Source organism: Bradyrhizobium japonicum USDA 6 (assembly GCF_000284375.1).
Classification (GTDB): domain Bacteria; phylum Pseudomonadota; class Alphaproteobacteria; order Rhizobiales; family Xanthobacteraceae; genus Bradyrhizobium; species Bradyrhizobium japonicum.
The window spans coordinates 7,357,235-7,377,076 of the sequence record NC_017249.1; the positions used below are offsets into that span (position 1 = coordinate 7,357,235).

20 protein-coding genes, 1 tRNA gene and 1 pseudogene are annotated in these 19,842 nt (G+C 63.4%); 15 read left to right on the plus strand and 7 right to left on the minus strand.

Features of this window, described 5'->3' with window-relative positions:
• Positions 1–5: 5 nt before the first annotated feature.
• Positions 6–335, minus strand: coding sequence for a hypothetical protein (locus BJ6T_RS34345; protein ID WP_430644616.1), 330 nt, complete (start codon positions 333–335; stop codon positions 6–8).
• 181 nt (positions 336–516) lie between these two features.
• Between BJ6T_RS34345 and BJ6T_RS47615 the strand changes: the two genes are divergently transcribed.
• Positions 517–681, plus strand: coding sequence for a hypothetical protein (locus BJ6T_RS47615; RefSeq protein WP_014493330.1), 165 nt, complete (start codon positions 517–519; stop codon positions 679–681).
• A 319-nt stretch (positions 682–1,000) separates the two neighbouring features.
• On the opposite strand, the gene BJ6T_RS34350 is transcribed toward BJ6T_RS47615, so the two are convergent.
• Positions 1,001–1,408, minus strand: coding sequence for an ester cyclase (locus BJ6T_RS34350; protein ID WP_014497187.1), 408 nt, complete (start codon positions 1,406–1,408; stop codon positions 1,001–1,003).
• Positions 1,409–1,767: 359 nt separating this feature from the next.
• On the opposite strand from BJ6T_RS34350, the gene BJ6T_RS34355 reads away from it, so the two are divergent.
• From BJ6T_RS34355 to BJ6T_RS48680, 3 genes and pseudogenes are all read left to right on the plus strand, one after another.
• Positions 1,768–2,169 (plus strand): helix-turn-helix domain-containing protein, encoded by a 402-nt coding sequence (locus BJ6T_RS34355; RefSeq protein ID WP_014493360.1) that lies wholly within the window; start codon positions 1,768–1,770, stop codon positions 2,167–2,169.
• Positions 2,166–2,609, plus strand: a pseudogene (locus tag BJ6T_RS49740) (IS3 family transposase); the annotation flags it as partial. The gene BJ6T_RS34355 and the pseudogene BJ6T_RS49740, both read left to right, overlap by 4 nt.
• Positions 2,610–2,646: 37 nt before the next feature.
• Positions 2,647–3,024: an IS3 family transposase gene (locus tag BJ6T_RS48680; RefSeq protein WP_014497188.1), complete on the plus strand. Its 378-nt coding sequence runs from the start codon at positions 2,647–2,649 to the stop codon at positions 3,022–3,024.
• Positions 3,025–3,323: 299 nt separating this feature from the next.
• On the opposite strand, the gene BJ6T_RS46220 is transcribed toward BJ6T_RS48680, so the two are convergent.
• Positions 3,324–3,509: a hypothetical protein gene (locus BJ6T_RS46220; RefSeq protein WP_038935262.1), complete on the minus strand. Its 186-nt coding sequence runs from the start codon at positions 3,507–3,509 to the stop codon at positions 3,324–3,326.
• A gap of 311 nt (positions 3,510–3,820) precedes the next feature.
• On the opposite strand from BJ6T_RS46220, the gene BJ6T_RS34370 reads away from it, so the two are divergent.
• Both BJ6T_RS34370 and BJ6T_RS44095 read left to right on the plus strand, forming a co-directional pair.
• Positions 3,821–4,201, plus strand: a complete 381-nt coding sequence (locus BJ6T_RS34370) for a hypothetical protein (RefSeq protein ID WP_014493329.1) — start codon at positions 3,821–3,823, stop codon at positions 4,199–4,201.
• Positions 4,202–4,773: 572 nt separating this feature from the next.
• On the plus strand, positions 4,774–5,181 hold the full coding sequence (locus tag BJ6T_RS44095; RefSeq protein ID WP_157788398.1) for a helix-turn-helix domain-containing protein: 408 nt from the start codon (positions 4,774–4,776) through the stop codon (positions 5,179–5,181).
• 220 nt (positions 5,182–5,401) lie between these two features.
• Here the strand turns inward: BJ6T_RS44095 and BJ6T_RS46225 are convergent, their stop codons facing one another.
• Positions 5,402–5,764, minus strand: coding sequence for an efflux RND transporter permease subunit (locus BJ6T_RS46225; protein WP_240537925.1), 363 nt, complete (start codon positions 5,762–5,764; stop codon positions 5,402–5,404).
• A gap of 202 nt (positions 5,765–5,966) precedes the next feature.
• Positions 5,967–6,041, minus strand: a tRNA-Gln gene (locus BJ6T_RS34380).
• A gap of 269 nt (positions 6,042–6,310) precedes the next feature.
• Here BJ6T_RS34380 and BJ6T_RS34385 point away from each other — a divergent pair.
• Positions 6,311–8,086 (plus strand): acyl-CoA dehydrogenase family protein, encoded by a 1,776-nt coding sequence (locus BJ6T_RS34385; RefSeq protein ID WP_014497191.1) that lies wholly within the window; start codon positions 6,311–6,313, stop codon positions 8,084–8,086.
• A 163-nt stretch (positions 8,087–8,249) separates the two neighbouring features.
• Here BJ6T_RS34385 and BJ6T_RS34390 read toward each other — a convergent pair whose 3' ends face one another.
• Positions 8,250–9,485 carry an MFS transporter gene (locus BJ6T_RS34390; RefSeq protein WP_014497192.1) on the minus strand — a complete coding sequence of 412 codons (1,236 nt, stop codon included), beginning with the start codon at positions 9,483–9,485 and terminating at the stop codon, positions 8,250–8,252.
• A gap of 303 nt (positions 9,486–9,788) precedes the next feature.
• Between BJ6T_RS34390 and BJ6T_RS34395 the strand changes: the two genes are divergently transcribed.
• From BJ6T_RS34395 to BJ6T_RS34430, 8 genes are all read left to right on the plus strand, one after another.
• Entirely contained in the window at positions 9,789–10,547 is a 759-nt protein-coding gene (locus tag BJ6T_RS34395; protein ID WP_014497193.1) for an enoyl-CoA hydratase-related protein, read from the plus strand.
• A gap of 119 nt (positions 10,548–10,666) precedes the next feature.
• Positions 10,667–12,325, plus strand: coding sequence for a bifunctional metallophosphatase/5'-nucleotidase (locus BJ6T_RS34400; RefSeq protein ID WP_014497194.1), 1,659 nt, complete (start codon positions 10,667–10,669; stop codon positions 12,323–12,325).
• Between the two features lie 135 nt (positions 12,326–12,460).
• A complete protein-coding gene (locus BJ6T_RS34405) occupies positions 12,461–13,390 on the plus strand; it encodes a histone deacetylase family protein (RefSeq protein ID WP_014497195.1) in 930 nt (309 codons plus the stop codon).
• Between the two features lie 68 nt (positions 13,391–13,458).
• On the plus strand, positions 13,459–13,710 hold the full coding sequence (locus tag BJ6T_RS34410) for an exodeoxyribonuclease VII small subunit (RefSeq protein WP_014497196.1): 252 nt from the start codon (positions 13,459–13,461) through the stop codon (positions 13,708–13,710).
• Between the two features lie 590 nt (positions 13,711–14,300).
• Positions 14,301–16,229 carry a 1-deoxy-D-xylulose-5-phosphate synthase gene (gene dxs, locus BJ6T_RS34415; protein WP_014497197.1) on the plus strand — a complete coding sequence of 643 codons (1,929 nt, stop codon included), beginning with the start codon at positions 14,301–14,303 and terminating at the stop codon, positions 16,227–16,229.
• Between the two features lie 186 nt (positions 16,230–16,415).
• Positions 16,416–16,970, plus strand: coding sequence for a nucleoside 2-deoxyribosyltransferase (locus tag BJ6T_RS34420; protein WP_014497198.1), 555 nt, complete (start codon positions 16,416–16,418; stop codon positions 16,968–16,970).
• A gap of 27 nt (positions 16,971–16,997) precedes the next feature.
• Positions 16,998–17,732 (plus strand): TlyA family RNA methyltransferase, encoded by a 735-nt coding sequence (locus tag BJ6T_RS34425; RefSeq protein WP_014497199.1) that lies wholly within the window; start codon positions 16,998–17,000, stop codon positions 17,730–17,732.
• Positions 17,725–18,972, plus strand: coding sequence for a class I SAM-dependent RNA methyltransferase (locus tag BJ6T_RS34430; protein ID WP_014497200.1), 1,248 nt, complete (start codon positions 17,725–17,727; stop codon positions 18,970–18,972). The genes BJ6T_RS34425 and BJ6T_RS34430 overlap by 8 nt, the downstream gene beginning before the upstream one ends.
• Before the next feature lie 18 nt (positions 18,973–18,990).
• On the opposite strand, the gene BJ6T_RS34435 is transcribed toward BJ6T_RS34430, so the two are convergent.
• Positions 18,991–19,842, minus strand: coding sequence for an ABC transporter permease (locus BJ6T_RS34435; RefSeq protein WP_028170162.1), 852 nt, complete (start codon positions 19,840–19,842; stop codon positions 18,991–18,993).

Below are 19,842 nucleotides of genomic sequence, written 5' to 3' on the forward strand. Positions count from 1 at the left end.
CGAATTCAGCGCGACTTTCGTTTGCGCGTTCGCTTGCGACTGAGCCGTTTGGCGTTTGCCGCCACCTTTCTTCGATATTGCTCAACAATCTTGTCGCCGGAAGCGCCCGCCATCAGGCTGGTGCTGGCCTTCGCCGCCGCGAGCATTTTTTCACTGACCATGCGGTGGGCTTCACGTTGGGCAGCTTTGCCGCCGCGCATCAGCTTCGCAATCCGCAGCCCAATCACGCGATTGCTTTCTAGCCCCAGCATCATCCAATTCCACATGCTGCGATATTCCTGGCAAGGCGAATAACTTGGGATCACATCACGGGCCACGGCGTGCGCGATTTCCAATCAAAGCCGCGTCGCTTGCCACGACAGGCAGCAATCTACTCGCATCAATCCGCTGGCGCCATGGCTAGTGCAAGGGTTCCTTCACCTTGATCCAGGGCTACATCCGAATGGGCGATAGCCGGAAATCGCTTCGTGCTGAAGAGTAAGACCGCCGCTGCTGGGGGCCAAACGGAGACGTCCGATGGGTGTGGCAGGCTGGCGCTTTGCGCAAACGAAGAAAACCCTCCGCGTCCGGGCGGTCGTCATCTGCGTGCTGGAAGAGTTGCCGTTTGTCTGCCCGATGGTGGTCGCAATCGGCTCCCTGATCATGATCGGCATCACGCTCTGCAAGGATTGGCCGCAGTGAGGGGCCTTACCGCCAAGGCGCTTATGACAGCAGGTAGACATCGACCATCAGATGCTTCTCGTATTCGGTCAGCGCCACGCTGCCGGGCGCGGCAGCTCCTGTGTGTGCGATACGGTACGAACTTTAGATGAGATTGCGAAAATACTAATACGGCCGTCGCGCCGTCCCCGCATGCAGCAAACTCAGAAAGACCCGGACAACTTGCGGGCGGACCGCCATCCTTAGGCCTTCCGCCGCTCATGTCTGCTGGTGCAGTAAGAGCGGACTTCGATTAGGACCGCGTGGAGGTCTGAAAGTGATTCGAAGCGGACCACGAACATTAACGGGGATCGTTGCTCTGCCCTAATTGTCTCTCGATCGCTACCTTATCGATGATCGACCACACCGCTTTTATTCTCCGCTCGTCGAACTCATAGAAGACGTTCTCGGCGAAGGAAACCCTTCGCCCATCAACGTCAAGGCCGAGGAAATTTCCTCTTGGCGTGCAGTTAAATCCGAGCCTGCTCGCAATGCGCGGTGGATCGCATACTATGAGTTGAATATCGAAATGAAGGTCCGGAATTTCGCGGAAATCTCTCTCTAGCATTTCGCGATAACCAGATAGCCCAATCCGTTCACCATTGTGGTGCACATCGACATGAACGAATTGCTCCAGTTCAGCCCAATTCTGCCTGTTCAGGCAGTCGATGTATTCGCGATAGGTGGTGGAAAGTGTGGTGTCGACCATACTGCCTCCGGCGGTTTCATTCCGCCAGTCGTCGGCGCAGAACGTTCGCCGCCGAGCGTGGCTCGTTCGCTCCCAATACATCTTGTACATCGACCGACCAACTTGGGGCCGCTGGTGCGATCTGGTAATCAAAGAGAACGTCCGAAAGTGATGCTGTGGACGGCTCCTCCACCGGCACGAGAGTGCCAAGGAGTGGGTGCCGTTTGAGGCTCCCACGATTCGGAGGAGCAGCCTATGCAGTCAATTTCGACCTGGACATCCACCTCGGCGAGGCTTTTTGGAATTACGGTGACGGTGCTGGACTGCACCCCTGAAGTGAGACACGATAATTTCAGTGACAGGCATTTCAAGGATGACCTGTGGCAGGACAAGGAAAGAACCGTCAGTTTCCGACGGCCTACAAGATAAAGGCGATCAAGCGGGTTGAGAGAGGCGACGGCGTTCTGCCCGTAGCCCGTGAACTCGGAATTTCTCGCAAGATTCTCCACGACTGGATCAAGGCGTGGAAGGCCGATGGGCCAGACGGGTTGAACCGCAAGCGCGGACCCAAGCCTGGCCCCCGCAAGCTGAAGCCGCCAGCGACGTACAACGACAAGCGCTCGGCCCTCGTGCTCGCCAAAGCGCGTATCGCCGAGCTCGAAGGGCTGGTGGGTCGCCAGCAGATGGACCTCGATTTTTTTCGGCAAGCCTTGCGCGCCTTGGAGCGGCCGGCAGCGCAAGGCAAACCCGCATCCGCATCATCGAAGTCATCCAAGCGATGACTTCGCAAGCAACAGACTCAAACGTCGACGTGCAGCGACTATGCCGCCTCGCGGGCCTGCCGCGCGCTACGTATTACCGTCATCTCGCCAAACGCAGCAGCGAGACAGCCGAGTGCGAGCTGCGCGACGTGATCCAGCGCATCTGCCTCAAGCACGTCTTCTACGGCTATCGGCGGGTGACCGCGGCTCTCCGGCGCCAAGGTATGGTGGTGAATGCCAAGAAAGTTCAGCGGCTTATGCGCCAGGATAATCTGCTCGCACAGCGCAGGACGCCGTTCCTGAAGCCGCCTGCAGAACGACCATCAAGCGTTCTCGTCATCCCCAATCTGGTCCGCGGCCTAGTGCCATCCGCACCCGATCAGATCTGGGTCGCCGACATCACCTATGTCCATCTCGCCAAGACCTTTGCCTATCTCGCCGTCATTCTGGATGCCTTCTCGCGCAAGGCTGTCGGCTGGGCTTTTGAAGATACGCTCGATGCCTCACTCGCCATCGCTGCACTGGAGAAAAGCCATCGACGCCCGGAAGCCGGCACCCGGCAGCCTGATCCATCACTCCGATCGCGGTGTGCAATACGCGTCCATCGCCTATCGCCAGCGACTGGCCGATCGCGACATTACCATCAGCATGAGCAGGCCGGGCAATCCCTTCGACAACGCCAAGGCCGAAAGCTTCATGAAAACGCTCAAGGTCGAGCAGGTCAACGGCAGGACCTTTACCGATCTGGGCGACGCCCGCCGCCACATCAACAGCTTTATCGCGGAGGTCTACAACAAAGAGCGCCTGCACTCGGCGCTCGGATATCAGTCGCCCCTTGAGTTCGAAGCCGCGTTCGCGCAAAACAAAGCGCGATAACGCATCGTGACAACCCCGCTGTCACTGAAATTATCGTGTCTCACTTCAGGGGTGCAGTCCAGTGCTGGCACTGTAATGCCCGAAGCTATGGCGAGTTGCTGGTCGAGCAGACACCGGTTGCCTAAAGCGCGATAAAGTCAGGAGAATCGTCATCGCGCTTTAGGTTGTTGTTTGAGCATGATCTCCGCGCAAACGCGTTCCGCGCTTGTCGCGAGGGAAAACCGTTGGTGCACTTTACGCTAACGCCGCCCTTCGGGTCCGGATCATGCTCTAGGCGGATCGATCGACGAGGCCTTCACTCATGCCGCTGCTCCAAGCCATGGCAGCCCTTGCGCCTCTACGTCGACCAACTCATTCAGGTCCGCTTCCAAGTCCAACACGATATCGCGAAGCAGAGCCGCTGCCACTGGGTCTGTCGTTTCATGCGCCATCAAACGAAAGCGCTCGACATCGTGCCAGCGCTCCTTCCAATCGCTGTCAGTCATGGCTCCCCCATGCGCTGATCCCCCAGCCAGCATGGGTATTGGTTCCTCAAACTGTGAAGTTATTACGGCACGATGGGGCATGGTCCCTGCCCCAACCCCGCCGGCGGCGGGCAAGGTGAGCACGGGACAGACGTCGAGCCCTGTCGGGACGAAGAGCAATCGAAGCTGGAGATATTTGTCAGTTCGTTCGCATCGTACCAGCTGAGAGGTCCACCAAGGTGAAAGGGAGCCGTCCGAGCGTTGAACCGAATTGAGACGTCGGCCGACCTATGAAATGGTGTCCAGCGGACCACCTTTGAATGAGGTGCCCGATGTCAAAAGCAAAAGAGCTTGCCGACCGAGCCCGAGCGTTCGAAAAACGCGCTGCGACGGCGATCGATCTTTCATCACGAGAACACTATCGTGAGATGGCCGCTCACTGCCGCGCGCTTTCCATCGAGCATCGCGAAGCCGAACAATTGCAAAGGCTTTCCCAGGCTGGATTTGAACAGCTGGCGAAGAGGAGCAACCTCCCCTCATTTCAAAATGCTGATAGGCCAACCTTTCAGCGCACCATGGCGGTGGGCATAGTGCTCTGCGTCGCTTTTGTCGCTGTCAGCTTCTCATTGCGGCCGCAGGCGACTGACGATCGCGTGCTGGTGAAGGCGGATCGCCTCATGCGGACCGCTGGGGATCCATCCAAGGTGAGATAGTTCACCCCTAAAATCGGCGGAGTTGCTCGTTCAGCCTCTGCAATTGAACCACCTTGAAATGCCGTCACGAGACTGCGTTAGAATTGCGCCGGTTGAGCCGGAGGACCAGGCCAACCGGACCGCACGTTGTTCCTGTTGTTGCGATCGAACAGGTCCTGCCTGCAGATAATCCTGCAGCTCGCCGCCGGAGACGCAGCTTGGTGAGCACCGGCGATCGTAACTACTTTTGTACGCGACGTCTTGGCGAAGGCGGGCGTCGCCACAGCCAGATCGAGGGCGCAAAGGACGGCAAGCAGACAAGTCTTACTCATGGGCGACGCTCCGCGGTTGGTCGACGCAACCGCTGAGACAACAGCGGCAAGCAAACGGCCAGCCGTTCAGCAGCTGGGCGGATACGGACCCTAGCTGCACCGTCAGCGAGCCATGATCTCGCGGGAGTCGGCTTTGAGCCAGATCAAGGGGGCATCGGCGTCCTCCATCATGCCCCCTCACATCATCTCCGAAAGCGGACGCCTCGAGCCGATCCGAAACGTGCGGTTCAGGCATCGATGTCCGGCTTAACTAAGGACTACATGCGTCTCGCACTCCTCGATTTATTGGGAGCGCTGTTCGTCCCATCCGATCCAGGACATACGTCACTTCACGCGGATAGGCTGTTCGCGCGTATCTGCGGTGTCATTAGCGAACGCTTTGCCGACCCTGATTTTGGCCCCGCCGACGTGGCCGTTGAGACGGGACTCTCGCTGCGCTACGTTCAGAAGCTCTTTACAGCAAGAAGTTCGACCTGCAGCCGATCCATAAATTCGGCTCGCCTCGAACGTGCCGTGTTTCTACTGAAACGCCGGTCACTCATGAAAACGGGCCAGCCCATTCGCGAGATCGCTCTCGCGAGCGGATTTGCAGACTATGCTCATTTCAACCGAACCTTTCGTAGGAAGTTCGGTCACTATCCAAGTTTCCTTTTGCAACATCCCAAGTAACCAAGCCACGCCGTCGCCGCGATTTAATGAGAGCACAATTCAGGATCGAGCGTGACAGCGCTGAAGGGCTTCGATGGCGGCTCGATTCCTGCCTTAGCGAGCTTAACGTCCAGCTTCTGAATTGAAGATAGAACGCGGGTGAAGAGTTGCGTTTGTTTTTGTGCGAGGATTGGCATCCTGCACATCCGCAAGGTTCAAGCCGCAACGGGCGATCTCCGCCTTATCGATTCTGACCTTCCACAGCCGGCAGACCCTGCACCTCCTCCACCTTGATGTCGGCCGCACCCTCGATTTCCTTGAGAATAGCAGCGATCTGGTTGGCCGCGCGCAGCATGGAGGGAAAATCGTCGCCAAAGACCTTCACCGCCAGTTCCGCTCGCACACCGGCAATTAGCTCATTGAAGCGCATCTGAATCGGTCGGGAGAACTCAACTTTGTTGCGGGGTGATTTGGATGCCTCAGCCTCGAGCTGCCGAATCAAATCGTCCTTGAATAACCCTGGATGCAGTTCAAACGAATGACCGCCATCGTCGGCGGCTTTCCGGGCATCAACGTGTTCGATAGGAAACCCTACGCGTCGCACTGGTATCGGAAGTCACCACCAGACTAAGTCGGCGATAGAACGTTTGAGGCGCGCGCAACTAACGCCGCATCTCATACATCGGGCGAAGGAGGAAACGAAAACAGCACAGAATTTCCAAATGACGGGGCAAACGAATTTCCAAACGCGCTCAAAAAGCACACGAGAACAAAGCTCTTTCAATAGCAAATTCATGGGGTTGAGCTGGCTGGGGCGGGAGGGATCGAACCTCCGAATGGCGGAATCAAAATCCGCTGCCTTACCGCTTGGCTACGCCCCAACAGGCGACCAGGGAACGGGCGGAAGAACTGGCTACCGCAGATTCCCGCTGGTCGCAGCCGGTCTATAGGGAGCGGCGCGGCATTTCAACCGCCTGGAGGGGCAAAATACCACAGGTCCAGGACCGGGTACGGCGCTCGCGATGCCACCCTTTATTATACGCCCGGCGGCGGCGCCGTTCCGGGCCGGTGCCGTCCCGGCGTTCCGGCAGTTGAGGCCTCCCCCGTTTCATGGGAATACGGCGCCAATAGCTGTCCATGGGAGTGAGTCATGACCTACCGCGCGCCGATCTCAGACATGCTGCTGTCGCTCAACCATGGCGCCGGCCTGAAGGCCGCCGTGGAGGCCGGGCATTACGGCGATTTCGACGGCGACATCGTGAGCGCCGTGCTGGAGGAAGCCGGCAAGTTCGCAACCGACGTGCTGGCGCCGCTCAACCGCGTCGGCGACGAGCACGGCATCAAGCTTGGCGATGGCAAGGTCACGACTGCGCCGGGCTGGCCGGACGCCTACAAGCGCTGGACCGAGGGCGGCTGGAACGCGGTCTCCGGCCCCGAGGATTTCGGCGGCCAGGGTCTGCCGCTCGCCATCAACGCTGCCTGCACCGAGATCTGGAGCGCCTCGAATCTCGCCTTCGGCCTCTGCCCGCTGCTCACGGCGTCGGCGATGGAGGCGCTGGATGCCCATGGCAGCGACGAGCTGAAGAAGATCTATCTGGAAAAGCTCGTCTCCGGCGAATGGACCGGCACGATGCAGCTCACCGAGCCGCAGGCCGGCTCCGACGTCGGCGCGCTGCGCACCCGCGCCGACCGGCAGGCCGATGGCACCTATCGCATCAAGGGGACGAAGATCTTCATCACCTATGGCGAGCACGACATGACCGACAACATCGTGCATTTCGTGCTGGCGCGGCTGCCCGATGCGCCCGCCGGCACGAAGGGGATCTCGCTGTTCCTCGTGCCCAAATTCATGGTCAATGCCGACGGCTCGCTCGGTGCGCGCAACGACATCTATGCGTCGGGCGTCGAGCACAAGCTCGGCATGCACGCTTCCCCCACCTGCACCATGACCATGGGCGATCATGGCGGCGCGATCGGCTTCCTCGTCGGCGAAGAGAACCAGGGCATGCGCTGCATGTTCACGATGATGAACCAGGCCCGCCTCGGCGTCGGGCTGGAGGGCGTCGGCGTCGCCGATCGCGCCTACCAGCAGGCGCTGGCCTACGCGCAGGAGCGCAAGCAGGGCCGCGCCATCGGCAAGACGGGCGACGGCTCGGACGCGATCTTCGTGCATCCGGACGTCAAGCGCATGCTGATGCGGATGCGGGCGCAGACCGCGGCCGCACGCACCATTTGCTATGCGACCGCGGTCGCGATCGACGTCTCCACGCGCGCCAAGGATCCGAAGGTCCGCGCGGACGCCGCCGCGCGCGCGGCGCTGCTGACGCCGATGGCGAAGGGCTATTCCACCGATATCGGCAACGAGGTCGCCTATCTCGGCGTGCAGGTGCACGGCGGCATGGGCTTCATCGAGGAGACCGGCGCCGCGCAGCACTATCGCGATGCGCGCATCACCGCGATCTACGAGGGCACCAACGGCATTCAGGCGATCGATCTCGTCACCCGCAAGCTCGCGGCCAATGCCGGCGCCGCGGTGTGGGCGCTGCTCGACGAGCTCTCGGCCACCGTGAAGCAGGTCGAAGCCTCCAACGATCCCGCTTTCGGCACCACGGGTACCAAGCTGCGCGAGGCGCTGGAGGCGCTGACGCGCACCAGCAAGTGGCTGCTTGAACGCGTTGCATCCGCACCGAACGAGGCGCTCGCCGGCGCGACGCCGTATCTGCAGCAGTTCGGCTCGACGCTCGGCGGCTGCATGCTGGCCTCCGAAGCGCTCGCCGCCAAATCCGACGGCAACACCGACGCCGCGCGCTACGTCTCGCTCGCGCGCTTCTTCGCCGAGAACATCACGGTGCAGGCCGGCGCGCTGGAGCGCACAGTGACGGAGAGCGCGGAGTCGGTCGCGGCGGCGGATGCGGTGTTGCTGTAGCCCGGACGCCACCGCGATGTGAGGCGAGGTGTCTCCTCCCCCTCCGTTGTCATTCCCTGCGAAAGCGGGGAATCCAGTACGCCGCGGCCTCTCGATAAGACAACAGGCGTCTCGGCGTACTGGATCGCCCGGTCAAGCCGGGCGATGATACCGAGTGTGACGGCTACGACGCCGCGAGCTTCGCCCTTCTCCCCGGCCGCCACAGCACGATTCCCGCCGCCACGAGATCGAGCATCACGCACATCGCAAACGCGCTCGTGTAGTTGCCGGTGAAACTCCGCACGAGGCCGATGATGCCAGGGCCGAAGGCGCTGACGACGCCGCTGATCGACGTGCCCAATCCCATTGCGGCGGCAAAGGCGGCAGCACCGATCTCGCGCTGGATGATCAAGGGCGGGAACGTGATCATGTTGCCGATCGAGAAGCCGTAGACAGCGCAGCAGACGAGCAGCACGGTCGGGCTCGTGCTTTGGAGAAGCACGAACAGCGCCGCCGCCTGGCTCGTCATCGACGCCGCGCAGGCGAGCCGCGGATCGAGCCGGTCGACGAACAGGCCGAGCGACAGGCGGCCGACCACCGCCATCGCCGCCATGATCGTGACCGCAAGGCCTGCGGCATAACGCCCGATCAGCGGCTCGAGGAACGTCACCTGGTGGATGATGAATCCCATCTGCGCCAGCAGCGCGATCGCGATCGGCAGCACCATGGTCCAGAACGCCGCGTTGGCGAGCAGCGTCTTGCGGGAATGGGCCGGTGCGGACATGCCACCGGACGAACGGCCGCCCGACGCCGGCGACATCTGCGTGGGCCAGCCGATGAAGACGACGACCACCGGCAGCACCAGCGCCACCATCGCCATCGTGGCGGCGAGCATGGCGGGCCGGAAGCCGATGCTGCCGGTCAGCGACAGCAACAGCGGAACGAGGACGATGCCGCCGCAGGTCGCGCCGTTGAAGGCGAGGCTGAGCGCTAGCCCGCGGCGCCGCTCGAACCAGGCGTTCAGCACGGTGGCGATCACCACGGTGCCCATGCCGGTCCAGCCGACCGACATCAGCGCATAGGCGAGATAAAGCTGCCAGGGCGTCTGCATCAGCGCCAGCAACACGGTCGAAGCGCCGAGCGCCGACAGCCCGCACAGGATCAGCGCACGCAGCCCGATGCGGGCGAGCAGATCGTCGGTGAAGATGACAAGCACGGAGGTGAGGAGAAACGAGAAGGTGCTGGCCGCGGAGACCAGCGTGCCCGGCCAGCCATGGGCGCGCTGGAGCTCGGCGAGGTAGACGCCCTGGCCATAGAGGCCGAAGCCGAACATGAAGAAGGCCATCAGAAAACAGGCCAGCACGACGCGCCAGCCGCGATAACGCAGCGAGGATTCGTCAACGCCCGCCGCGGCAATCATCAATCGAGCAATCGGCCAAATGGAACGGCATTGGGCAATCGTGCCCTACAACCCCCGGTTTTTCAAATGAAACATTGTAGCCATTTGTTGCAATGCGCAACTGCATGTGCGAAGCGATACAACCGGCATGATCCGGTGCGGTGCGGTTCCCGATCAGAAAAACGACAGCGCGCCATGCGGCGGAGTCACGGGGACGTTTTCGAAAAGGTCGGGCGGGCGGATTGGCACGCCTGCAAGATGATGTAGGCTGACGCTTGCGAGACTCGCCAAGGTCAAGCGTCATGGCGAGCGCAGGGGGCCCTTATGCCGAACGGCAATATCGTCGTCACCGAAGAGCGTGGCACGCGCGTGATCACCCTGCGCCGCCCCGGCAAGAAGAACGCGATCACGCAGGACATGTATCGGGAGATGAGCCGCGCGATCGACACCGCGCAGAACAACCCCGACATCCGCTGCATGATCATCACCGGCGGCTCCGGCGTGTTCACCGCCGGCGACGACATCGACGATTTCCTCCACGCCGACACGGCCCGCCCGGAGACACTGTCGAACGGCGCAAAATTTCTCTATTCGCTCGCCCTCAACGTCAAGCCGATCATCGCGGCCGTCGATGGCGCCTCGATCGGCATGGGCACCGTAATGCTGTTTCATTGCGACTATGTGCTCGCCTCGAACGCCGCGACCTTCTCCGCGCCCTATATCCATCTCGGACTCGTTCCGGTCGGCGCGGCCAGCCTCCTGATGCCGAACACGATGGGCTACCAGCGCGCTTTCGCGATGCTGGTGATGGGGCGGACTTTCACCGCCGCGGAGGCGCACGCGGCAGGCTTCGTCAACATTGTGGTCTCGCCGGGACATACCGAGGTCGAGGCGCGCAAGGTGGCGCGCGATATCTGCCGGCTGCCGGCCGAGGCGGTCGCGGCCTCGCGCAAGCTGCTGCGCGCCGCACCCGAGGAGCTCACCCGCCGCATCGACCAGGAGGCTCATCTGTTCGGCGAGCGGCTGAAGTCGGACGAGGCGATTGCCGCGTTCAACGCGTTTGCAAACCGGAAGAAGCGGTAGGGGCAGGGACTCGGCTTCCACCCTCCCCCTCAAGGGGGCGGGTGGGAGCGCGTGGCATGCGATCCGCTTCAACAAAAGGTTTCGTGAAATCTTCGCGCGGAATGACTAATCTTGGTTCCATGCGACATCTTTTCCGCCTGACTGCCTTCACACTCGCTCTTGCCACCCTCCCCGCCTCGGCCCAGACCGCCGCGCCCGTCGAGCTGCGCATTCTCGCGATCAACGATTTCCACGGCAATCTGCGTCCGCCGCCGGGCGGCATCCGGATCGGGGATCCCGAGGACAAGAGCAAGAAGGTGACGGTCGCGGCCGGCGGCGCGGAGTACATGGCGACGCTGGTCAAGCAGCTGCGCGAGGGGCACACAAACACGATCTTCGTTGCCGCCGGCGACCTGATCGGCGCGAGCCCGTTCCTGTCGGCAATGTTTCACGACGAGCCCTCGGTCGAGTCGCTCTCGATGATGGGACTTGCGATCACCTCGGTCGGCAATCACGAGTTCGACGAGGGCAAGACCGAGCTCTTGCGGATGCAGAACGGCGGCTGTCATCCGGTCGACGGCTGCCAGGGGCCGCATCCCTTCACGGGCGCCAAATTCCATTATCTCGCGGCTTCCACCGTGGAGACAGCGACCGGCAAGAGCGTACTGCCGCCCTACGAGATCAGGGAGTTCGAGGGCATCCCCGTCGCCTTCATCGGCCTCACCCTGAAGGGGACCGCGGGCATCGTCTCGCCCTCAGGCATTGCCGGGCTCGAATTCCGCGACGAGGCCGAGACGGTGAACGCGCTGGTGCCGCAGCTGAAGGCGCGTGGCGTCGAGGCGATCGTGGTGCTGATCCACCAGGGCGGCGAGCCCTCGGGCGACTACAATGAATGCCCTGCCATTACGGGGCCAATCGTCGACATCGTCAAGAAATTCGACCGTGCCGTCGACGTCGTCGTCAGCGGCCACACCCACCGCGCCTATGTCTGCGACATCGACGGGCGGCTCGTCACCAGCGGCGACAAATACGGCACGCTGGTCACCGCGATCGACCTCAAGCTCGATCCTGCAACCCGCGACATCGTCAGCGCCAAAGCCGAGAACGTCATCGTCGCCAATGCCTCGCTGGCGAAGGATCCCGAACAGACAGCCCTGATCGAAGCCTATGACAAGCTGTCGGCACCGATTGCGAATCGCCCGGCCGGATCGGTGACGCAGACGCTGTCGCGCGTGCCGAACGAGGCCGGCGAGAGCGCGCTCGGCGACGTCATCGCGGACGCGCAGCTCGCCGCGACGAAGGACCCCAAGGATGGCAGCGCTGTCATCGCGCTCACCAATCCCGGCGGCATCCGCACCGACATTGTCCCGAAGGAGAACGGCGCGGTGTCGTTCGGTGAACTGTTCGCGAGCCAGCCGTTCCGCAATCGCCTCGTTACGATGACGCTCACGGGCAGCCAGCTCAAGGACATGCTGGAGCAGCAATGGCTCGATCCGAAGCGCCCGCGGATTCTCCAGGTCTCGAACGGGTTCAGCTACAGCTGGGATGCGACGAAACCGTTCGGCGAGCGAATCAGCCTTGAGAAGATGACGCTCAACGGCAAGCCGATCGAGCCTGGGAGCGGCTACCGCGTCACCGTCAACGATTACCTCGCCGTCGGCGGTGACGGTTTTACGGCCGCCAGACAAGGCACAGCGCAGCAATACGGCGGCTACGACGCGGACGCGCTGTTCGCCTTCTTCAGGGCACACGGACCGATCGGTCCGCTGCCGCCCACCCGCATCCTGCGCGTGAATTGATCCGGATCAAACGGACTTGTCCGGAACCACCCTTTGCCAGCCCCGCCCAAGCGCCTAGATTGCGTTTTGCATTTGCGTTTTGGCTCGGGATGCGCCAAGCGACGTCAAGAGCCCGTTCCCTGTGAGGCCGACCTGATGAGCACGCTTCTCCTCTCCCACAAGGCCTGCCTCGACCACGTCACGCCGCCGGGACACCCTGAAAGGCCCGACCGCCTGCGGGCGGTGGAGGAAGCACTGTCGCAGGAGCGCTTCCAGTTCCTGGCGCGCGACCTGGCACCGGAAGGCGATCTCGATCTCGTGACGCTGTGCCACAACGAGCACTACGTCACCGAGCTGCGCCACATCGCGCCGACCAGCGGTCAGGTCTATATCGACGGCGACACCTCGATGTCTCCAGGCACGTGGGAAGCAGTGATGCGCGGCGTCGGCGGCGCAGTGGCTGCGACCGAAGCGGTGATGAATGGCGAGCATCGCAACGCCTTCGTCGCGGTGCGCCCGCCCGGACATCACGCCGAGATCGGCAAGCCGATGGGCTTCTGCTTCTTCGACAATGCCGCGATCGCCGCGCGTCATGCGCAGCGCAAATACGGCATCCAGCGCGCCGCCATCATCGATTTCGACGTGCATCACGGCAACGGCACGCAGGACATCTTCTGGTCCGATCCGACCGTGATGTACTGCTCGACGCATCAGATGCCGCTGTTTCCGGGCACCGGCGCGAAGGGCGAGCGCGGCGACCACGACACCATCGTCAATGCGCCGCTCGCTTCCGAAGACGGCGGCCCCGAATTCCGCGCCGCGTTCGAGCATCTGATCCTGCCGCGGCTCGAAAAATTCAGCCCCGAGCTTCTCGTCATCTCCGCGGGCTTCGATGCGCATTACCGCGATCCGCTGGCCTCGCTGAATTTGCGCGCGGAGGACTACACCTGGGTCACCCGCAAGCTGATGGACCTTGCCGACAAGTCCGCAGGGGGCCGCATTGTTTCGGTGCTCGAGGGCGGCTATGACCTGCAAGGACTGAAAGAATCTGTTATGGCGCATGTCGGCGCCCTGATGGGCGCTTGACGCACCCGCCACATTACGCCCGCAAAACTGCGCTTTTTCTCACGCGAAGCGGGCAATCGGAAACGGATATGGCCGAAAATACCCAAGTCGACGTCTCCAGGCTCACCTTCGAACGCGCCATCGAGGAGCTCGAGACCATCGTGAAGCGGCTCGAGGACGGCAAGGTGCCGCTCGAGGAATCCGTGACGATCTACGAGCGCGGCGAGGCGCTGAAGCGCCGCTGCGAGGAATTGCTGCGGCAGGCCGAGGCACGCGTCGACAAGATCACCACGGATGCCAGCGGCCAGGCCGCCGGCACCGCACCGCTCGACGTGCAGTAAGGCCCCCGTTTTCAAGCCGCCCGCCTCAAGCATCGGCCATCCGCAATTTTTCATGATCGCACGCCGCTGTTTGGGCTTACATCCCTCGGCGGCCAAGCACTGACATCGACGAGTTCCCCGGCCAGGGCCGCTCGGGCTTGCGAATCTGGCCAAAACGGCCTTGCTCTCGCCCAAAATGCAGCCGAGGAACCGGGCAAGACTGGAACCCATCCGCTGGCGCCAGGATTAACCAAGCTGGCCCGCGGGTTGCAGGTGCATACCCCTAAACGACCCTGCGGGTTGGCTTTGGCCCAAGCTTTGGTGTAAAGCTGCGCGGAGTGTGGCTTTTTGCAAGCCTTGCGTGGGCACGAATTACCGACGACAAGCGCTTCAAACTGCTAATGAAATTGGCTGGGACGGACGAAGCCGATCTAAGTGACAGGGATCACAGAGACTGAACCGGAGCGCACCTAAGCTCACCTAAGCTTGAATACGGGGCCCCGCCCCATGCAGGTGGCTCCGACGGTTTAAGGGACTCGCGCTGCGCCGATATTGTGCAAACCCATCGCGCACCGGAACGATCTTCCGGCGCTGACAAATTGGAAATCGCCGTGAACGCATACAGTAAAACGCCGCTTCTCGACACCATCCATACGCCGGATGACCTGCGCAAGCTCAAGATCGAGCAGGTTCGCCAGGTCGCCGACGAGCTGCGGCAAGAGACCATCGACGCCGTCTCGGTGACCGGGGGTCACTTCGGCGCGGGCCTCGGCGTGGTCGAGCTCACCACCGCGATCCATTACGTCTTCGACACGCCGCGCGACCGGCTGATCTGGGACGTCGGCCATCAGGCCTATCCGCACAAGATCCTCACCGGCCGGCGCGACCGCATCCGCACGCTGCGCACCGGCGGCGGCCTGTCCGGCTTCACCAAGCGCAGCGAGAGCGATTACGATCCGTTCGGCGCAGCGCATTCCTCGACCTCGATTTCCGCCGGCCTCGGCATGGCGGTCGCGCGCGACCTCTCCGGCGGCAAGAACAACGTTATCGCGGTCATCGGTGACGGCGCGATGTCAGCCGGCATGGCCTATGAAGCCATGAACAACGCCGGCGCCATGAACTCGCGCCTGATCGTGATCCTCAACGACAACGACATGTCGATCGCGCCGCCGGTCGGCGCCATGAGCGCCTATCTGTCGCGCCTCTACTCCGGCAAGACCTATCGCACGCTGCGCGATGCGGCCAAGCAGATCAACAAACGCCTGCCCAAGATCATCGCCAACCGCGCCAACCGCGTCGAGGAATATTCGCGCGGCTTCATGATGGACGGCGGCACGCTGTTCGAGGAGCTCGGCTTCTATTATGTCGGCCCGATCGACGGTCATAACCTCGACCATCTGCTGCCCGTGCTGAAGAACGTGCGCGACATGGAGACCGGCCCGATCCTGGTCCACGTCGTGACGCAGAAGGGCAAGGGCTACGGCCCGGCGGAAGCTTCCGCCGACAAGTATCACGCGGTCGTCAAGTTCGACGTCGCGACCGGCACCCAGGCCAAGGCCAAGCCGAATGCGCCGGCCTACCAGAACGTGTTCGGCCAGAGCCTCGTCAAGGAAGCGCAGAAGGACGACAAGATCGTCGCCATCACCGCGGCGATGCCGTCCGGCACCGGCGTCGACATCTTCAACAAGGCCTTCCCGGACCGCACCTTCGACGTCGGCATCGCCGAGCAGCACGCGGTGACGTTTGCCGCCGGTCTTGCGAGCGAAGGCTACAAGCCGTTCTGCGCGATCTACTCGACCTTCCTGCAACGCGGCTACGACCAGATCGTGCATGACGTCGCGATCCAGAACCTGCCCGTCCGCTTCGCCATCGACCGCGCCGGCCTCGTCGGCGCCGACGGCGCGACGCATGCCGGCTCGTTCGACAACGCCTATCTCGGCTGCCTGCCGAACATGGTGATCATGGCGGCGGCCGACGAAGCCGAGCTCGTGCACATGGTGGCGACCCAGGTCGCGATCGACGACCGTCCGAGCTCGCTGCGCTATCCGCGCGGCGAAGGCCGCGGCATCGAGATGCCCGAAGTCGGTGTTCCGCTCGAGGTCGGCAAGGGCCGCATGATTCGCCAGGGCAGCAAGATCGCCCTGCTCTCCTTCGGTACGCGCCTCGCCGAATGCGAGAAGGCGGCCGACGAGCTCGCCGCCCACGGCCTCTCCACCTCGATCGCCGATGCGCGCTTCATGAAGCCGCTCGACACCGAGCTGGTTCTCAAGCTCGCACGCGACCACGAGATCCTGATCACGATCGAGGAAGGCTCGGTCGGCGGCTTCGGCTCGCATGTCGCGCAGTATCTGACCGATCAGGGCGCGCTCGACAGCGGCATGGTCAAGTTCCGCTCGATGGTACTGCCCGACGTGTTCCAGGACCACGACACGCCGGCCGCGATGTACGGCCGCGCCGGTCTCGACGCCAAGGGAATCGTCGCCAAGGTGTTCGAGGCGCTGGGCAAGGACGTCAAGGCCGAGACAGTCAAGCTGGCCTGAGGCTGATTCACCTCTCCCGCTTGCGGGAGAGGTCGGATCGCGCAAGCGATCCGGGTGAGGGTTCTCTCCTCTCGGGGGTTCTCGATTGAGGAGGCACCCTCTCCCCGGCCCTCCCCCGCAAGCGGGGGAGGGAGCAGACCGAGCGCTGCGGCTCGCACCTCGATCCAAACCTTCGGCTTTGGCGCCATGAAAATCTATCTGGCAGGCCCCGACGTGTTCCTGCCGGATGCGGTTGAGATCGGCCGGCAAAAGGCTGCGATCTGCGGTCGCTACGGGCTCACCGGCCTCTATCCCCTCGACAACGCCATCGATCTCACCTCGCCCGACGCCTCGCGGCAGATCTTTTGCGGCAACGAGGCGATGATGGACGACGCCGATGCCATCATCGCCAACCTCACCCCGTTCCGGGGTGCCGGCGCCGACCCAGGCACCGTCTACGAGCTCGGCTACATGGCCGGCCGCCGCAAGTTTTGCCTGGCCTATTCCAACGACGGCGCCGTCTATGCCGACCGCGTCGGCCGCTTCATGGACGTGACCGCCGAGGACGGACGGCTGGTCGATGCACAGGGGCTGACGGTCGAGGATTTTGGCCTCGTCGACAACCTCATGATGATCCATGCGCTGGAGCTGCACGGCTGCCCGCTGGTGACGCCGGCGCAGATGCCGATCGACGTCTGGCACGATCTGGCCGCGTTCGAGGCTTGCGTCCGGATGGCGGCCGCGCGATTGATCGCACCATAGACGTTTCAGTCGCCTTTCGGAGATCCGATGTCCCCTGCCCGCAAGCGTGCAGATGTTCTGCTGGTCGAGCGCGGCTTGTTCGAGAGCCGGGCGCGGGCGCGCGCGGCGATCGAGGCCGGGCTCGTCACCGCCGACGACAAGCAGGTCGCCAAACCCTCGGAGACGATCGCCGAGGACGCGGTAATCGTGGCCGAGCCTGCGCATCCCTATGTGTCGCGCGGCGGCGTCAAGCTCGCCGGCGCGCTGGAGCGGTACCCTATCGAGATCGAGGACCATGTCTGCCTCGATGTCGGCGCCTCCACCGGCGGTTTCACCGAGGTGCTGCTGGCGAACGGCGCCAGCCTGGTGTTCGCCATCGATGTCGGCACCAGCCAGCTGCATCCCTCGCTGCGCGACCATCCCAAGATCGTGTCGATGGAAGAGACCGACATCCGCAGCTATGACGGCAAACGGCTGCCGGCGCGGCCCGACGTCGTCGTCATCGACGTCAGCTTCATCTCGCTCAAGACGGTGCTGCCCGTGGCGCTGTCACTGGCAGCGGCACCGATGAGCCTGCTGGCGCTGATCAAGCCGCAGTTCGAGGCTGAGCGAAAGCACAACAAGAAGGGCATCATCCGCGACGCCGCCGTGCATCAGGAGATCTGCGACGACATCGCGGCCTTTGCCGCTTCGCTCGGCTGCACCGACATCGAGGTGTTCCCCTCCCCGATCACGGGCGGTGACGGCAATATCGAATTCTTCCTGGGCGCGCGCCGTGGTTGAGCGCGTGAGGATCGATCACGTCGGCCATCGCGGCGACGGCGTCTCGCTCGCTGCGGGCAATGCCGTCTACGTGCCCTACGCGCTTGGCGGCGAGACCGTCGAGGTCGACCACGTCGCCGGCAACCATCCCGACCGCCGCAAGCTGCTCGCGGTCGATGTCGCCAGCCCCGATCGCATCGAGCCGTTCTGTCCGCATTTCGGCATCTGCGGCGGCTGCGCCATCCAGCACTGGGCGCCCGCGCCGTACCACGCCTGGAAGCGCGGCATCGTCGCCGAGACGCTGGCGCAGGCCGGCATCGATTGCGAGGTGGCGCCGCTGGTCGATGCCCATGGTGCCGGCCGCCGGCGCGTCACGCTGCACGGCCGGTTCGGCACGCATGACGTCCTCAAGGTCGGCTTCTCGGCGGCGAGCTCGCACGACGTGATCCCGATCCACCGCTGCCCGATCCTCGATCCCGGGCTCGAGGGCGCGCTCGACGCCGCCTGGGCGCTTGCCGAATCCCTGACATCCAGAATGTCGGTGACGAAGCCACTGGACATCCAGGTCACCGCGACCGCCCATGGCCTCGATGTCGACGTGCGCGGTTCCGGCCCGCTGCCGACGGCGCTGATCACGGCGCTCTCGCGCGTCGCCGAGCAGCATCGGCTGGCGCGGCTGACGCGGCACGGCGAGCTGGTGCTGCAACGCCTGCCGCCGACAGTGCGGATGGGCCGCGCCGAGGTGACGCTGCCGCCCGGCTCGTTCCTGCAGGCAACGATCGCGGGCGAGGAGACGTTGGCGTCGCTCGTCGCCGAGCGTGTCGGCAAGGCCAAGGAGGTTCTCGACCTCTTCTGCGGCGTCGGGCCGTTCGCTCTCCGGCTCGCGGAAAAGGCGCGCGTCACCGCCCATGACAACGACGCCGGTGCCGTCGCAGCGCTCGTGAAGGCTGCGCGCACACCAGGGCTGAAGCCGATCAAGGCCGAGCCGCGCGACCTGTTCCGCCGCCCGCTGGTGCCGCCGGAGCTGCACGACTTCGATGCTGTCGTGTTCGATCCCCCGCGCCAGGGCGCGCAGGCGCAGGCGCTGAAACTCGCTGCGAGCAAGGTCCCCGTCGTGATCGCGGTGTCCTGCAACGCCGCAACCTTCGCCCGCGACGCCCGGCTCCTCATCGACGGCGGCTACAGGATCGAGACCGTGGTCCCGGTCGACCAGTTCCGCCACACGCCGCATGTGGAATTGGTGGCACGGTTCACGCGCTGAGGCCGTGCTTCCAGACTGCTATGCCGACGGCCCGAATTGCGGCTGCCATCGCAGCAGGTAGGACTGCAGCGAGCGCACCGCGATCGCCAGCAGGATTCCGACGAACATCATGACGAAGATGGCAACCATCATCTCGCTGGCATTGGCGCGCGCCTCGGCTTCGATGATGAGCTTGCCGAGCCCGCGCTCGGCGCCGATGAACTCGCCGACGATGACGCCGATCAGCGCGAAAGACACTGCCGGCAACAGCGACGCGAACACCCAGGCCAGTGCGGAAGGGATCACGACCGTGCGCAGCACGGTGAATTCACTGGCGCCGAGCAGACGGGCAGCGGCGATCTGGTCGCGGTCGACCGCACGCGTTCCCTCGAAGGTGTTGAAGAACACCACGAAGAACACGACGAGCCATGCCGTGGCGATCTTGGAGAGATCGCCGAGGCCGAAGATCAGGATGACGAGCGGCACCAGCGCGATGCGCGGTATGGAGTTGAGCGCCACGACATAGGGCCCGAACACGCGGGCCAGGAAGTCCGAACGGCCGAGGACCAGGCCGGCCGCTACTCCGCTCGCGGAGCCGAAAAGAAATCCCCACCAGGTGTTCTTCAGCGTGACGAGCGTGGCGAGCCACAAATTGTTGTCGTTGCCGTTGATACAGGCGGCGAAGCCGGCGGGATCGGCAAAGCAGCCAAGCCGCAGGAAGCTCTGCCAGATCAACGACGGCTTGGCGACGAAATACGGATCGAGGATTTTCGGCACATAGGCCTTCGGCAGCAGCGCCTTGCTCCATTCGAAGCCCCACTGCCAGACGACGAGAACCACCACGAGAATGGCCACTTGCCAGAACAGGACGGCGCTACGGCTGTTGGACAT

What these genes read in the sequence shown, in the direction of transcription:
- BJ6T_RS47615 (WP_014493330.1), top strand. Translation starts at nt 517, where the DNA reads ATGGGTGTGGCAGGCTGGCGCTTTGCGCAAACGAAGAAAACCCTCCGC.
- BJ6T_RS34350 (WP_014497187.1), bottom strand. Translation starts at nt 1,408, where the DNA reads ATGGTCGACACCACACTTTCCACCACCTATCGCGAATACATCGACTGC.
- BJ6T_RS48680 (WP_014497188.1), top strand. Translation starts at nt 2,647, where the DNA reads ATGCCTCACTCGCCATCGCTGCACTGGAGAAAAGCCATCGACGCCCGG.
- BJ6T_RS46220 (WP_038935262.1), bottom strand. Translation starts at nt 3,509, where the DNA reads ATGACTGACAGCGATTGGAAGGAGCGCTGGCACGATGTCGAGCGCTTT.
- BJ6T_RS34370 (WP_014493329.1), top strand. Translation starts at nt 3,821, where the DNA reads ATGTCAAAAGCAAAAGAGCTTGCCGACCGAGCCCGAGCGTTCGAAAAA.
- BJ6T_RS44095 (WP_157788398.1), top strand. Translation starts at nt 4,774, where the DNA reads ATGCGTCTCGCACTCCTCGATTTATTGGGAGCGCTGTTCGTCCCATCC.
- BJ6T_RS34385 (WP_014497191.1), top strand. Translation starts at nt 6,311, where the DNA reads ATGACCTACCGCGCGCCGATCTCAGACATGCTGCTGTCGCTCAACCAT.
- BJ6T_RS34390 (WP_014497192.1), bottom strand. Translation starts at nt 9,485, where the DNA reads ATGATTGCCGCGGCGGGCGTTGACGAATCCTCGCTGCGTTATCGCGGC.
- BJ6T_RS34395 (WP_014497193.1), top strand. Translation starts at nt 9,789, where the DNA reads ATGCCGAACGGCAATATCGTCGTCACCGAAGAGCGTGGCACGCGCGTG.
- BJ6T_RS34400 (WP_014497194.1), top strand. Translation starts at nt 10,667, where the DNA reads ATGCGACATCTTTTCCGCCTGACTGCCTTCACACTCGCTCTTGCCACC.
- BJ6T_RS34405 (WP_014497195.1), top strand. Translation starts at nt 12,461, where the DNA reads ATGAGCACGCTTCTCCTCTCCCACAAGGCCTGCCTCGACCACGTCACG.
- BJ6T_RS34410 (WP_014497196.1), top strand. Translation starts at nt 13,459, where the DNA reads ATGGCCGAAAATACCCAAGTCGACGTCTCCAGGCTCACCTTCGAACGC.
- BJ6T_RS34420 (WP_014497198.1), top strand. Translation starts at nt 16,416, where the DNA reads ATGAAAATCTATCTGGCAGGCCCCGACGTGTTCCTGCCGGATGCGGTT.
- BJ6T_RS34425 (WP_014497199.1), top strand. Translation starts at nt 16,998, where the DNA reads ATGTCCCCTGCCCGCAAGCGTGCAGATGTTCTGCTGGTCGAGCGCGGC.
- BJ6T_RS34435 (WP_028170162.1), bottom strand. Translation starts at nt 19,842, where the DNA reads ATGTCCAACAGCCGTAGCGCCGTCCTGTTCTGGCAAGTGGCCATTCTC.